14 protein-coding genes are annotated in these 15,125 nt (G+C 49.8%); 8 read left to right on the forward strand and 6 right to left on the reverse strand.

Annotation, left to right across the window (positions count from 1 at the left end):
• Positions 1-80 precede the first annotated feature (80 nt).
• The 4 genes from ilvA to ACN08Y_RS07905 all read right to left on the reverse strand — a co-directional run bounded on the left by ilvA (position 81) and on the right by ACN08Y_RS07905 (position 4,706).
• A complete protein-coding gene (ilvA, locus tag ACN08Y_RS07890) occupies positions 81-1,337 on the reverse strand; it encodes a threonine ammonia-lyase (RefSeq protein WP_419099907.1) in 1,257 nt (418 codons plus the stop codon).
• A gap of 11 nt (positions 1,338-1,348) precedes the next feature.
• Positions 1,349-2,629, reverse strand: coding sequence for an AI-2E family transporter (locus ACN08Y_RS07895; protein ID WP_419099908.1), 1,281 nt, complete (start codon positions 2,627-2,629; stop codon positions 1,349-1,351).
• A gap of 212 nt (positions 2,630-2,841) precedes the next feature.
• On the reverse strand, positions 2,842-3,687 hold the full coding sequence (locus ACN08Y_RS07900; RefSeq protein ID WP_419104408.1) for a Bax inhibitor-1/YccA family membrane protein: 846 nt from the start codon (positions 3,685-3,687) through the stop codon (positions 2,842-2,844).
• A gap of 116 nt (positions 3,688-3,803) precedes the next feature.
• On the reverse strand, positions 3,804-4,706 hold the full coding sequence (locus tag ACN08Y_RS07905; RefSeq protein ID WP_419112325.1) for an HAD-IIB family hydrolase: 903 nt from the start codon (positions 4,704-4,706) through the stop codon (positions 3,804-3,806).
• 438 nt (positions 4,707-5,144) lie between these two features.
• Between ACN08Y_RS07905 and ACN08Y_RS07910 the strand changes: the two genes are divergently transcribed.
• On the forward strand, positions 5,145-6,038 hold the full coding sequence (locus ACN08Y_RS07910) for a hypothetical protein (RefSeq protein ID WP_419111266.1): 894 nt from the start codon (positions 5,145-5,147) through the stop codon (positions 6,036-6,038).
• A gap of 256 nt (positions 6,039-6,294) precedes the next feature.
• Here the strand turns inward: ACN08Y_RS07910 and ACN08Y_RS07915 are convergent, their stop codons facing one another.
• Positions 6,295-6,861 (reverse strand): hypothetical protein, encoded by a 567-nt coding sequence (locus ACN08Y_RS07915; RefSeq protein WP_419112326.1) that lies wholly within the window; start codon positions 6,859-6,861, stop codon positions 6,295-6,297.
• A 418-nt stretch (positions 6,862-7,279) separates the two neighbouring features.
• Entirely contained in the window at positions 7,280-7,558 is a 279-nt protein-coding gene (locus ACN08Y_RS07920; RefSeq protein WP_419112328.1) for a hypothetical protein, read from the reverse strand.
• Between the two features lie 218 nt (positions 7,559-7,776).
• On the opposite strand from ACN08Y_RS07920, the gene ACN08Y_RS07925 reads away from it, so the two are divergent.
• The 7 genes from ACN08Y_RS07925 to ACN08Y_RS07955 form a co-directional block, all read left to right on the forward strand.
• Positions 7,777-8,445 (forward strand): hypothetical protein, encoded by a 669-nt coding sequence (locus ACN08Y_RS07925; protein ID WP_419112329.1) that lies wholly within the window; start codon positions 7,777-7,779, stop codon positions 8,443-8,445.
• A gap of 294 nt (positions 8,446-8,739) precedes the next feature.
• Entirely contained in the window at positions 8,740-9,171 is a 432-nt protein-coding gene (locus tag ACN08Y_RS07930) for a hypothetical protein (RefSeq protein ID WP_419112330.1), read from the forward strand.
• Between the two features lie 542 nt (positions 9,172-9,713).
• Positions 9,714-10,589, forward strand: coding sequence for a DNA adenine methylase (locus ACN08Y_RS07935; RefSeq protein ID WP_419112331.1), 876 nt, complete (start codon positions 9,714-9,716; stop codon positions 10,587-10,589).
• 376 nt (positions 10,590-10,965) lie between these two features.
• Positions 10,966-11,814, forward strand: coding sequence for a tyrosine-type recombinase/integrase (locus ACN08Y_RS07940; RefSeq protein ID WP_419112333.1), 849 nt, complete (start codon positions 10,966-10,968; stop codon positions 11,812-11,814).
• Between the two features lie 33 nt (positions 11,815-11,847).
• A complete protein-coding gene (locus ACN08Y_RS07945) occupies positions 11,848-12,327 on the forward strand; it encodes a hypothetical protein (RefSeq protein ID WP_419112334.1) in 480 nt (159 codons plus the stop codon).
• Positions 12,328-12,473: 146 nt separating this feature from the next.
• Complete coding sequence (locus tag ACN08Y_RS07950) at positions 12,474-14,360, forward strand: hypothetical protein (protein ID WP_419112335.1); 1,887 nt, start codon at positions 12,474-12,476, stop codon at positions 14,358-14,360.
• Positions 14,361-14,385: 25 nt separating this feature from the next.
• On the forward strand, positions 14,386-15,125 hold a 740-nt coding region (locus ACN08Y_RS07955), incomplete at its 3' end, for a FlgD immunoglobulin-like domain containing protein (protein WP_419112336.1).

Here is a 15,125-nt window from a genome sequence, read left to right on the forward strand (position 1 = left end):
TGAAGGGAAGCACCCGGGCTTTTGAGGATCTATGCTGCTTCTGCGGTCCTTGCAGGCTACGGCAGGGTCTGACCCTTGGCTTAGTAGACCACAATCGGCTGATAGCCGGCGGCCTCTAGCGCCGCAATTACTTCTTTGCAGTGCTCAGCGCCCTTGGTCTCCATATCAATGGTGATGGACACATCGCCCATCGACAGGGCACCGCCCACACGGGTGTGGTCCACACCGGTCACATTGGCATCGCGCTCAGAAATGATGCGCGAGATAGTGGTGAGCTCACCGGGGCGGTCATTGAGCATCATCTTGATAGTCATGTAACGCCCAGCGGCTGACAGGCCTCGCTGAATCACCTTAAGCATGAGCATGGGGTCGATATTGCCGCCCGAAAGAACACAGACGGTAGTGCCCAGGTCACCGTACTTTTCTTTCAGGCTCCCGCTTATCAGAGCGGCAACCGATACAGAACCGGCAGGCTCAACAACTAATTTGTTGCGTTCCATCAGGAAGATAAGGGCACGGGCAATTTCGTCCTCAGATACCGTATGAACATCGTCCACCAGGGTTTTAATGATGGTGAAGGGAAGCTGACCGGGCCGGCCTACCGCAATACCGTCAGCGATAGTCGATACCTTTTTGAGGGGCACCAGAGCATCGGCAGCTAGTGAGGGTGGGTAGGCTGCAGCATGTTCAGCCTGCAAGCCGATAATGCGAATCTTTTTGCCGAGCTGTTTTTCTTTTTCACGCACAGCAATAGACAGGCCAGCCAGCAGGCCACCACCGCCAACACCTACCAGGATAGTGTCGACATCAGGAACCTGCTCCAGAATTTCAAGGCCCAAGGTACCCTGCCCCGCGATAATATCCTCATTATCGAAAGGATGAACAAAAACAGCACCCGTTTCCTCAGCGAAACGTTTGGCCTCAGCCAGCGCCTCATCAACATTAACGCCGTGCAGGATAACCTCTGCCCCGTGGCTGCGGGTAGCAGCAACCTTGGGCAGTGCAGCGCCCTGCGGCATGTAGATTCGGGCAGAGATCCCCAGGCGAGAGGCTGCAAGGGCTACGCCCTGGGCGTGGTTTCCAGCCGAGGCAGCGACCACTCCAAGGGCCTTTTCAGCCTGAGTCAGTCTAGCCATGCGCACATAGGCACCGCGTACCTTGAAGGACCCCGATCGTTGTAGATTCTCACATTTGAGAAACACCTCGGAACCTATCTGTTCACTGAGGGCACGGGAGTGAGCAACCGGGGTGCGTTCAATAACACCCTTGAGTAGTTGGGTTGCTTCTTCGATCTTATCTATGCTTACGTGGAGCTTTTCAGCTGCGGTATCTTGCACGGCTGTACCCTTTATTTGGTAGCTTCTTGGTGATTCATGGGACCTGTATCTGCTCTAGCTGTCGCAGCTTCTTCTGCCTTGAACTCGCCTTCTTTTTCTTTAATACGGTTGAGGCGTTCCTTAACCTTTTCGGCAATAACTTTTCGCTCTAACCGTTTTTGCTCGTGAGGATAGAGGAACTCGCTTTCTCGAATATAGGGGTCTTTCTCCCACTCTCGTCCCGCAAGGTAACGAATCACCGTGTTGGTAACTGCCAGGATGGGTACAGCGAAGAGAGCGCCAATGACGCCGTAAAGCATGGATCCTGCCAGTACCGCGATGACCACGGCCAGCGGGTGCAGAGACACAGCCTTACCCATGACCAGAGGCTGGAGAATATTAGATTCAATCTGCTGGACCAGCAGGACCATAAGTAGCATCACCAGAGCATTAACGGGGCCGTTGGCTACCAGGGCCAGCAAAACTGCAATAGCTCCGGTAAGTAAGGCACCGATAACCGGGATAAAGGAACCCAAGAAGACCAAGACGCCCAGGGGCACTGCCAGCGGGACGCCCAAGAAGAAAGCAGAGAGACCGATTCCCACCGCATCCACAGCCGCTACAAAAACCTGCACCCGCACATAAGACACTAGGGATCTCCAGCCCTGGCGACCGGCCCCGTTGACTGCCCGACGGGCCTCGCGCGGAAAGAGCTTGACGATAAACAGCCAGATTTTTTCCCCCTCTAAGAGGAAGAAGATCAGCGTAAAGAGGACGATCACCATACCGGTTCCAATATCGGCTGCAGTAGAGCTGACACTGGCCACTCCGCTAAGAATGCTCGAGGTGTTGTTTTGCAAGGTCGCTAGGAGCTGGCTGATATATTCGTTGACCTTATCTGCCCCCAGATCAATGGGTAGGTTGTAAAGCAGGGCTAGGAGCTGGTTCCAGCCCTCTATGACTTGGTCAGAGAGAGACGAAAAACCTACGGTTAGTTGTTGCCCCACCATGGCTAGAAGCCCAATGACCAGGGCAATCAGACCAATTTCGGTAATAGCTGTTGCTAACCCGTTTGAAACTCTGTAGCGGCGCAGGAAGTAAACCACAGGTGATACTAATCCCGCCAAGAGAGCTGCAATCATCACAGAAATAATGATGAGCGATACTTTGGCTAGCGCCCAGTAGAGGGTTGCGGCTGCAATGGCTATAATCATCAGCCTCCAGGCCCATGCCGAGGCAACGCGCAAGGCAAAGGGAAGCTGCTGACTAACAGCAGAGCTAGATCGAGATGATGGGGAGGTGTCGTTACTCATGCTGTCCATCTTCCCATGTTTTGAGTACCTGTGGCACCGACTAACCCATGTCGTTTCTCTGAGAGTGACTAAGCTCGCTCACACTGGGTACAAATAGCTGCTTGAAGGCTCAGGAGCGCCCCTGCCCTAGGTTGCTCTCAGGCCCTTGGAGATAGGAAGGGCAGAAGCCGGTTTCCCAGCTTCTGCCCTTCCCTATATTGGTTGTCTTACCCTTAGTCAGCCATGGAGCGAATGTAGTAAATTACGCGAAGAATCTCGATGTAAAGCCAGACCAGTGATACCACTAGGCCGAAAGCGATACGCCACGATTCGCGCTCGGGCAGACCTGACTTGATAGCTTCACTTGCGTGGGTGAAATCAAGCAGTAGGGAGTAGGTTGCCAGCAATACAGCGAAAAGACCGATAATCAGTCCCAGAGGAATACCCATAACTTCAACGCTCCGAGCATTGAAATCAAAGAACATCGAGGTCACAAGATTGACCAGGCAGAAAACGGTGTAAGAGATAGCTGCGACCATGAAAAAGCGGGTCAGCTTAGCAGTGGCACGAATTTTGCCAGAGGAGAAGAGCGCCAGAATGGTCCCGAAGACGATGACGGTTGCCAGAACCGCCTGAACAACGATGCCAGGATAGGAAGCCTCGAAGAAGAGTGAGAGGCCACCGACCAGGAAGCCTTCCATGACCGAGTAGGTCATGACCAGAGCAGGCGAAACCTGCTTCTTGAGGGCGTTGACGAAGCCCAGAACCAAACCGCCAACCAGACCGACAAACATCAGAATGGGGAACTGCCAGGCAATAACTGCGGCCACAAGGACCAGACCAAAGTTGAGGCCGGTCTTGACGATGATGTCGTTGATGGTAATACGATTAGTGTCTACTGGGGTTGCGGCAGGCGCGGTGTACATCTGGTTGAGCTGCTCAGCAGATACGGGCTGGCCGTAGGGAGCCTGCTGGCCATAAGGGTTCGATGCGGTGGTGGTTCCGCCGGCACCGAACTGCCCGAAGCGGGGATCCCCCTGAGGCTTAGTCATGTTGTTAATGAGTGGGTTTCCAGCCACGCTATGTTCTCCTCGCTGTGATACTGAGTTCACGTAAATATCTTGTTCACCAGCCTAGCTGATAGAACATCTTTTTTCTGCCCTTTTTTCTCAGGGCGTGATAAGGGAACTCAGTTCTACCCTGCCGAGGTCAGCTCCCCCTCAATAAAGTTCAAGACAGCGCCTTCCTTATGAGAGCCGATCTGCAGGCTGGCCTCGTCTAAGAGAACCGGATCGCTATTTGCCATTGCAAGTGCCCGGCCCGCGTAGCGGAACATTTCAAGATCATTGCCGCTATCACCAAAAGCCGTTGTCTGCTGCCCAGGTACCCCCAGGTGGTTAGCCAGCCACTCTAGCCCGTGCCCCTTGTGATGGCCCTCAAGAATCAGGTCAATAGCCCCAAAACCGCTTGAGGTCGCTACGATGCCTTCAGGTAGAGCTTCTTGAACCATTGCCAGGGTTTCATAAGCATCCTCTTGCCCGGAGCTTGTCAGCGCCAACTTCACTACGGTATCAGCAAGCTGACTCCGATCTGTCAGAAGCTGAGCATTGGGGTAGAAAAGTCGCAGGGCACTGAGCGGGTTGCTCTCGTCAAGGTCTGGCACCTGAATACCCTTGGCCTTAATCTGGGCAAGGATCAGGCTTGCGATGGGCTCAAGCCGCTCCTGGGGGACATAAGATCCGTTTCGGCAGGAGATAACAAGACCGAACTGGGGGTGGGCTTGGAGTGCCTTCAGCGTCTGCTCAACCAATTCCGGGCTAAAACTCCAGAGCGCTAGGTCCTTCCCCTGATTGTGGATAATGGCACCATTCTCAGCGATGTAGTAGAGGTTGGAGTGGTGCTCATGTCCAGCCATGTACTGCTGGATCTTGGGCATCTGGTTGCCGGTAGCAATAGCCAGGTAGGAGCCTTGCTCCGCCAGCAGATCCATGACCCGGTCGAACTGAGCATGGTCATAGGTTTTATCTTCTGCAAGCAGCGTCCCATCAAGGTCAACAGCGTACAGGTGGGGGGCTTTCGCTTCCTTGTCATTCACCACAGGTTTTTCTCCTCGCTCACGGGTTAGCGGCTTGTCTTGACCAGGGGACCAGAGCGCTTTTGAACAAACAGCACAGCCAGAGCCCCTATGTCTGCTTGACCTTATTCTGCCAAAAGCAAGTATATAGGCCCTGCTAGAAAGAAGATCAGGGAGATCGTCCCCGGCTCTTTAGCCTGATCACCAAGGATGGACTTCTATCTAGGCCCTCTAGGCGGCTACGCTTATATAAGTTTTGATGCCACCGGATTACCAGAAATAAGATTTTCAGAGGGCATCAGACGCCCTCCCATTAGATTTAAGATGCCCGTCCAAGTTTGGTATTCATAGGCCAGTACTTCTAATTGCTTCCTCCGCATTTTAGCTAGCTTGAAGCATCCCATTACCCTTCTGCTCCATGACACTACGAGCTTGAAATGCTCAAAACCCAAAGGAATTTCTGTGAAAAGAACCCTGGCAACATCGCTGATTATCGCATCATCTATGCTCTTGAGCGCCTGCCATAATGAACCTGAAGCGCAACCTGCCCCCAGCCACATCAGCCAGGACGTCGTCCAAGAAGATGAGGGGCAGGAGGAGCCAGATCTTTACGCCCAATACGCAATCAAGGACGGTCAGATATCTTCTACTAACCTGGTTGGACAGGACGGTGCTGTCGATCGAGAGGACAAGATCATCTGGGAAAAAATCATACAAATCATCCCCCCGCAGTACCTATCGATGATTAGCACATACGAGGTAGTGACCGACGGTAAAGATGGGGTTCTTGCCTCGGTTAATCTCAACGAGGACCTGACAACCTGGACTATCTCCGTTGATCTGGATGACACTCTAAATAAGAACCAGCAGCTAACACCCTCCAGTACGGTTACTATCATCCACGAAATGGCACACATTATTGCCCTGAATAGTCAACAGATGAGTTCAGAAGAGAATCAAGATACTGCCCATGCCGTTCAAGAGGGAACCTTAAAAAAAGACTCCTACCTTAGTGCTTTTTACGATAAATTCTGGAAGGACCATCCCGGTATCAGCCAGAAAGATTCGGGCATAGGTGCGAATCGTATTGATTCTTACCAGGGTTCTTTTGACCAGCGCCCCGATGACTTCATCACTGAGTATGCTGCTGAGAATCCGGTTGAGGATCTTGCAGAATCATTTGCTTATTTTGTTGTTTTGGATAGGCCAGAGGACGACAGTCTCAAGTCACAAAAACTTTCATTTTTCTATAACTATCCAGAGCTTGTTAAAGTCAGGGACGACATCAGAGCCAAAAACGACCTGACGCAAATGGCTGGAGAGCTAGCCGAGCTAAAATCAGGTCACCGGCTCTGAGATTGCAGTATCCCTTACTGTTTGCTGATAGCACCCCCTGTGGCATGGCACCAGGGGCTGTTCGGGGATGTGCTTGAGCTGAACTACACCCCGGAGGAGGGCGATTGGTTGAGAAGGCCGCTACCTCCCGAGTTGTAAGCCAATGGGTTAACACGGGGACTAAAGTAGGCTGATAGGCATCTCGGGGGAAAACTATATATAGACAAGGTTCTGCTTGGGAACATGAAAAGACACGGAAGAAAGCTCCCGCGTCCTTTTACAGATCGTAATATCGTTTCTTAAATAAATCCCGATGCGCAGAATCAACCTCTAGATCACGATATTTTTCATCCGCACAGTCTGCTTCAATCATATCTTTAGTCTGCTCAGACCTTTCCCGAATCTCAGCACGAGACAGACCTGGCTTCCACGGCTTAGACAAGAAACCCACAACCCCGAAAACAATAAAGAACACAAGCGCACACACAAGACCAGCCACTGCCTCATGAGAGATCAGAAAGGCCCCCACCCCCGCCAAACAAGGGAGCACTAGAAACTCAGGTAAAGCATAGCCCCATCCACCCGGGTCACCGTGAGACGCCTTGATAATAAAGGGACGTTGCAACAGCACCACAATCAGCTCACCCCCAAGGACCACAGCACTGATAAAGACAACGAGGCTTTGACCCCCAAAATCAAGGGCAGGGAAGAGGAATGAGAGTAACCAGTAGATAAGGCCTGCCAGGAAAGCCAGAAGAGCACTAGTCATCAGGTGCCCTAGATAGGCTGCGGATAAAGAAACGTATTCTGGGTGATTCTGATCGTATGCCTGGTTGGATGTCATGAGCACTGCTCCCCTTGATTTGAGAAACATGTGGAGGGATATCTGTGATTGTATCCCTCCACTGTTGAGAATAGTTGAGATACTGTCCGTGAGGGCGTCACTGCATCCTAATATTTCTTGAAGAACGCCTGCTAAGTAGTCACCGATTTTCGCTGCGGTGGTAACGGTTCGAGCAGCACACCAGCTACCTCAAGAGTTGCGGTTTCACCGGTAGGCAATTCATCAGTAGTCCATATTGATAGGATGCCAGCCCCAAAAAACTACCCTCACGCAAAAAATTCAACCGCCAAGGATAACCAGCCCCGCCCGACAAGAAACCTCCCTTGAACCCCAAGGAGAATCCTTTACTCCTGCGGCAAATGAAGATGCCCCGGAGATAAATCCAGGGCATCTACCTACACGGCTACTTCCTATATATTCAATATATTCCCTGCTGGGTACCAATAACAGACGCCACGAGAAAAGCAAACGGTATAGCGAAAACAGCTAAGATTGCGCTTACAATAGCCATCTTTACATTCTCCCCAAAGGCAAACAGGAAGAAGGATAGGGCAAAAAGAGAAGTAAGAGAAACTACCGTGACAAAGGTCTGAAGAGGGGTTTCGGTTCCCGTGAACAAAAGATATATGTACCAAACAACAGTGGGGGCCAAAACTATAAGCCCCAGACTCGAAAGCATTTTTTCTTTATTTTTCACTGTTCACTCTCAGTCTCAGTCTCAATAGCTGCAGGAGACAAGAAAAACGCCCCGTTGGGCTTCAAACCAAACGGAGCGTCCTAGCAGGTGGTGCCCCCACTGGGACTCGAACCCAGAACACAAGGATTAAAAGACTCAATTTACAGTCGTATCCTGCGGGTATCTCTGCTTCTCGAAAAATTCTACATCACGACTGCTACTAACGGCGGCGGTCAGTAATGCTCAGCTACACCGATCTCAACGAAATCGAGAAACACCACTACACGGCGGCAGCCCATCTTACAGCAGCTCATTATCTCTACCCGCTCCTTCTGCAAGACCTCAACAATGTAGATGACCTTCGTGAAAGATACTTACGCACCGTATCTCGCGCCGAGCTTGGCTACAAAACCCCCTACGGGCTCAAAGCTAACTTAGAAAAACTCTCAAAGGCCCTCAGAGAACAGTCCGGAGATACTTTAGGCATACCCGGCCATTATCTGGAGGAAGGGCAACCTTTGCACCCCATAATTTCTGCAATCCAAGTAGCAACATCCTATGGAAGCACCTGGAAATCTCCCTGTATTTGGGGGATAGGATATGGTCTAAATTACAACTTGACCAAATATTTAATAGCCCATCACAGCGACGAGTTGGAAAACCTCTCCCAAACCTTTACCACAATTCATGAGTGGTACTACAACAGCCTCACAGGACAAGCAGATACCACAAAACCTGAATATCTCACTCTCCTAGACACACCAGCAACTATCGGGTGGGGCTACCCAGTCATTCTCTCTACTAACCCAGACCCCGCGATATTAGAGCAGTTACCTAAAACGGTGCACCTCATATCTCGCAATATAAAATACAAAACCGATAGGAAAAAATGTTTTTTGAACTCATAGTCATGCTAGCGATACTTTTCTACATCATAGTCGAAGATAACGGGGCAGATAAGTTCGCTCTTTTCGAAGGAATCGTCCTGTTCTTAATCTTCTTTCTCCTCGCCGCACTAGAAGCCACTACGGGCTTTATCACTAAACATCTGTAGGTAAATCGACGCTCCAATTATCAGCACTTCTATCACAAAAAAATACACTCCATCAAAAACCAAATGTGAGCCTAAAAGTACCTACCCAGGCTACCGTAATTTCACCGCTGACCACATCCATACAAATCACAGCACGAAAGAGAGAACCATGAACCCCAAAACAGCCTTCAGCCTACTAGCACTAGCCCTCACCCTGCTGACAACTAGCTGCACACACCCCGAACAAAGAAATAACCCCAACGAAACCGTCTCATCTGCACCCATCATCACGAACTCGGCAGGCTCATCAAGCAACTACGTTGAGGTCAACGGCCGACCGGGACTTACCGAAGACCAGCTAAAGCCAGAACTCAAAAATCTTCTAGACAGTGCCCGCAGCATAAATTCACCTTTCCTCATCATCCAAGACACCATTTACTGGCTTGATCCAACCGTTCCCTACAAAGAACGAGTACTTCTAGAACACGAAGTCACCAGCGATTGGAAAGATCACCCTATCCGTTGGGTAGACGGTATCGGCACCGGCACCCTGACGATTTATCGCCACGGTGCAGATTCCTACATTAGAACAGTGAAGTAAGAAAGACCCCAATAATGTTTGATTCCCTTTTCGCCCGCAAACAGTCCACCACACGCCCTGTAGAACAAAGGAAAATACTAACAGCCAAAATAACCGTTGAACCTGCGCATTTCTACAGCCGCCTAGACGAAAATCAGCAAAAAATAATTTGCGTAGAAATCCTTAATGACCCCAAAAAGGACGTTTTCTACTACAAATCATATAGCCCATACAACGTAAATACTCTTCAGGAAGCACTACTCTCGCACGGATATGAACCTGCTGCCGAAATAAGATCTCTGTTTAGCCTAGCTAGGGAGTTAGGGCCCAATGCTCCACTAGAGGACACCCTACAAGTCATGACCTACAGCAAGCATGATATGCAATGAAAATAATAACCGGGAAAACGCGGAACCAGGAAATACTACTTGAAATAATCAGCTCAGACAACGAGGAAGAAATAAATTCAAAGATAGATGAAATTGAGCACTTTCATCCAACCTTAATTATCGAAGTCCAAGACCCTGACATATTTTTATCAAAATAAGAATCAGTAAAATATCATGTACAAATTACACGTTTCACCTCTCCGCTACCCCGGTGGCAAAACAAAAATTAGTAAATACCTCTCAAAACTACACACACAAAATGGTGCTCCCGAGATATGGTTCGAACCTTTCGGCGGAGGGTTGGGGGCAGGACTAAAGCTACTCGAACAAGACCTAATCGGAGAACTATGGTTCTGTGAAGCCAACCCATCGCTTGCAACCTTCTGGACGTACATCCTCTGCAACGCAACCGATTTTGAGAAATATCTGCAAGTACAGTACTCATCCATGTCGCTTATAAAATTCCGCGAAGCCCAAAGTATTCTTGCTAATCCTTTGCCCGGCAATGACCTTGAAATCGCTGCTGCAACACTTGTGGTAAACCGCTGCTCACGCTCAGGAATCATTGACCCCAAGGCATCCCCCATCGGAGGAGCCAAACAGGACGGACAGTACACAGTTAGCGCTCGATGGAACATAAAAAGGACGATAGATCAGATAAAACACATCAAAAAATACTCTCACTCCATACGTTTCATAGGCCATGACGGGGTGAAATCAGTTCAGGAGCTCGCTGACTCTGGAATAAATGACGACGAACTCTTCATATTCGTAGATCCCCCATACGTCAAAGAAGGGAACCGGCTCTACAAATACGGCATGACTCGCAATCAGCATGAGAAGCTTGCGGACACCCTTTTAGCAAGCCCATACCCCTGGGCCCTAACCTACGATGCCTCAGAACTAGTCAACTCACTGTATACCGACCAAGTTGCCTTTCAATACTCACTGCAATACACCGCGAACAGATCCAAAGAAGGTCTGGAACAAATTATTTTCAGCGATAACTGTATCCCTCTATATCAGCCTCCCCGAGAGCTCAAATGGTAGCAACGATGAAACCTCAAGGAAATCCCCAACCGCCAGCCCGCGGAAAGGACCTAGCAAAAGTACTCAAAGAACACGGCTTCACAATAAAATTAGCTAGAAACGGCCATTACAAAGCGAAACATCGCGCTCACCCAGAAAAGGCACCAATTTCTTTCCCAAGCACCCCATCAGATAACCGCTGGCATCTAAATATCCGCTCATTCATCAAAAAAATATATGGAATAGATATTCGCAGGCCGCCCAAAAAATAAGCGGGTTCAGAGCGGCTCCACACCTCTAAACCCACGAACCAAACAACGTACTCGACTCCAGCTGTCAATAATATGCACCCAGTCGGCATGACACTAAGCATATCGACTGAAAGAGTACAGGTACCTTGAAAGTAACGACCAACTCCAGCCTCTGGGAAGAATCCATCTCTAGTTTCACCATATGGCTGACAGCTGCCGGGCAACAACAATCAACTATTCAAAATCGAACACGGTGGGTCAATGACCTGAGAAAGAAATACCCAGATAGCAGCCCTCAAACAATAGGCTCGCATGAAATACAAACTTGGTTGGCTAACCCAAGGTGGCAGCCGGTCACCAAGAAAAATGCTCTCTCGGCAATCAGCAGATTTTTCCGCTACCTCCACCTCACTGGCTTTAGAGAAAAAGACCCCACGTCACTCCTACTGCCTGTAAAGGTACCTCGTAGAAAAGCAAGGCCCCTGCCTGACGAAGCACTGGAGCAAGGCATCCAAAAAAGTTCAACTACCGAGGAAGTATTCATGGTGCTGCTGGGAGCCTACGCTGGTCTTAGGAGAACAGAAATTGCGGCTCTCCACACCAGCTCCTACGCAAACAACTGGTTGACTATCACCGGCAAGGGAAGGACAATTCGGCATATCCCAGTTCACCCAGCGTTAAAGCCCTACCTTGAACTCAAAACATCAGGCTATTACTTCCCCGGTAGGTTTAAGGGCCACAAGAACCACGACTACATAGCCAAGAGAATCAAGAAAAACCTCGGTGGAAAATACACTACGCATAATCTCAGACATTGGTTTGCCACAACTACCTATGCCAAGTGCAAGGACATCCGTGTAGTCCAAGAGCTTCTTGGGCACGCAGATATTGTCACAACGCAGTCATACATTGGGATCAATGACCAGGCGCTGACCCAAGCAGTTTATGCACTCACTGACTTACCCGTACCTCTCCCTCAACCTAATGCTCAATGAAACCAGCAATTCAAATAAGAAAGGTCAGCTATCATGGCTATCCCTACCCACTATTCCATCACTCATAGCTGCGGGCATAAGCAGGAACACGATCTAAGTAAGAAGCCGGCTGGAAAACGAAAGGGGTTTGCTAACTGGCTCTCAGGTAACATCTGTTCGAGGTGTTACAGAAAAGAAGGAGCTGAAGAGTTTAAAGCAAAGCTCCTTGAAGAGGCACTATCTAACCAGGAAAAGCTAGGACTACCCGCGCTAGAGGGAACTGAGAAGCAAGTGGCCTGGGCAACCACGTCCCGGAATGAACTCCTCATGAAAGCTTTCGAAGAACTCGTACGAGGCCCCGAGGCAACTCATACAGAAGAGCAATTCGAGGCGGAATACCTAGTACCTGCTCGTCATATCACCTACGCCAGCTGGTGGATCGATTATCAGGACACAGAAATTGATGACCTCAAAGAATGCCTAGAAACAGCGGTTGATGACCCGAACCAGGTTATCAACGAGAACCCCTACTAGGCTCAAGGTACTAATAGCCCCTGAGGGTGGTAGCAGGATACTCCTGCCGCCACCCTCTTTTTATTTACCTGACTTACCTGATTACTCTCCCGCCGCTAAAAGATTACGAAAGCCCTGTGAATAGTAGCGCCTAAAGGAAGTTTGAAATGAAAACTGCACTGGAAGAAATCATTCTGGAGCCTGAGCGCATGAGCCTCTGTATAGACCAGACCGATGTTCCCGTAGAAAACTGGCAACGTATTGAAGAGATCATCAATCAGCAATGTCTTATTCATGAGTCGGACTTCCTTCTTTCAGTCCAAGATTTCAACTCATCAGAAGTCCTTGCCCAATATCTTGTCAGCTACAACTCAGGCATGACCCTATGTGAAGATACACACAACCCACAGGCAAATCAACTACCTCTAGCGTCACTATTCGTCCATAGATGGACGCTACACGTTCCTGGGCATACACCTGCTTCCTTCCGTTCCTTGCGAGATTTTCTTGCACATGCACAGACCGTTTCCGATAATACCGGCAACGAATTTTCAGTTTCCATCGCTAAGGTTCTCCCCTATGAGGAACTGCACAAAGAATTTGTTCCTACTCAGGAGGTTGATGAAACCAGCTCTACAGGTGAGTTTGAAGCCCAACTTTCTGCGCCTTTCGAGCTGCCCTCCGATGAGCCGGCATCCTCGTCAGAAATAGCAGAACTCGAAGCCTCAGAAGTTAATGAACCAACTGTCGCATTTGCGACAGTTGAAGACGCCGATGATTCAAATACACAAGAACCCAGTGAATTAGCGCACTCGACACCTACACCGCTACTTGAAGAGCTTATGAGCCCCGTACCCCAAGCAGCTGTTCACGATGAAGAATACTTAGAGCCCGAAATGCCACGTTGGAAACCAAGTAGGAGAACCGTTCTATTAGGTGCATTAGGCGTAGGGGGCCTAGCTCTCTTAGGTGGCGGGACTGCAGCAACCCTCACCTACCTATCCAACGACTCAGCAAATAAAAAACCAGAAGCAACCGAAATCACCAATGAAGTTAAAGACTTGCCGGAAGGTTACTCGAAACAGCCTTCCTATTCCCTTGCAATCCCCGAGGGAGCTCGCGTCCACGCCACAGAAGCAGCAGTCGCAATCATTGATAATCAAAAGATCACTTTTTACGACCCAACTAACGGCCAAGAAATCAGGAGCATCAACACCCATGATGAAATAGCAATCATTGACGAAACCCACATAGACGGTGAGCCTTCAATAATCTGGCTTAACACAGAAAAAAGCGTCCTCAAAGCCTGGAATCCTACCATCGGTAAAGACGGCCAAATAGTCACGGTAAGCCTTCCTGCCGATAGTACTGTTTCCCGTGGTGGCCAAAACCTCCTGATTACTTCGTCAGACAAAGCTCAAACCCTTACAAAAACTGGGCTCCACGACTTCAAATACCCACTCGATATGACACCTTGGTCAATAGGTAAAGATGGCCTTCTCTCCATTGGTTACGATATGCCAGTAGAAGTGACTACCGCGCAAGGGGAGATTGTTCGATCTGTCGAGTTATCAGCCCCCAACGCCCAAGAGCGGATGCTTCAATGGGTGGCAGCTGGCAATGGCTACACAGCCTCACTATGGGCTGAGAATATCTCTTCATTATCTGACCCCAAAAAACCCGTGAAACTCCTTATCCATTCCCTTGATAACGGAGAAATTACTGCTCAGGTCAATGGCACCTATGCAGACTTGGCCCCGTCAGATGCCCTCACATGGAAATTTGGTCAGAACAATAGGCTTGCCGCATACGGGCAGTATATCTTTTCACTCTCCACCGGAGAACTCACCGCAGTTGTGCCCGATAACCTTTCACCCCTAACACCCAAAGGAATATTCGCAATAGGGCAATCAGAGACCGGAGCAACTTACGTCTTTGAAGAAAAGAATCCTGGCTATGCCCTCACCAACAAATACATCTTGGCTCAGACTACAACTCACCTTATTACCCAAAGCGGAAACAGGGTGGTTGCCTATCAATCCACACTTTCATAACTCCTACGAAAGCAGGTCACCTATCATGACTAAGAAAACCAACATTGCCGCAGTTCTACTTATCGCCCCTACGATGATTCCATTTTCCCCCTCCCACGCAGTGGAAACTGGAACACAGACAAACAACGTAGCCCTGATTGCACCAGTTGCTAACGCAGAACTAGCGAGCACGCCAACGCCTTCGCCAGCTCCTACCGGAAGTGAAACGCCGGCCCCAGCCCCGAGTCCGGTTCCCACTGAAACACCTACCCCGATACCGGCTCCGTCTGACCCGCCGATTGATGATACCCCCGTCCCTGCTCCCCCGACTTTCTCAGAGGAAGACGTAACTATTATCCAAGGCTCTAACAAAGAATTTGTGGTCAGTGGCTACCAGGAATCAGGAGTAGAGGTAACTTTTACATTGCGAGATTCCTCCGATTCTGTTGTAGAAATTCGGAATTCCTCTGGCGATCTAGTATCGGAGATTACCCGAGAGACCAATGAAGACGGATTGGTCAAGTTCACCTTGGATACCTCTGATTTACCCCTGGGAGTTTACGTCCTAACTGCCGCTGCGGTAGATACCGAATCTGCGACCAGCAAGATTCAAGTTCAAGCGCCCCCAGTGGAAACCCCAGCACCGCCGGTAGAAACCCCAGCACCGCCAGTAGAAACCCCAGCACCGCCAGTAGAAACCCCAGCACCGCCCGTATCAACCCCACCACCGCCAGTAGAAACCCCAACACCGCCAGTAGCAACCCCATCCCCGCCCGCACATACCCC

The sequence above is a fragment of the Rothia sp. P5764 genome (assembly GCF_048512965.1).
GTDB lineage: Bacteria > Actinomycetota > Actinomycetes > Actinomycetales > Micrococcaceae > Rothia.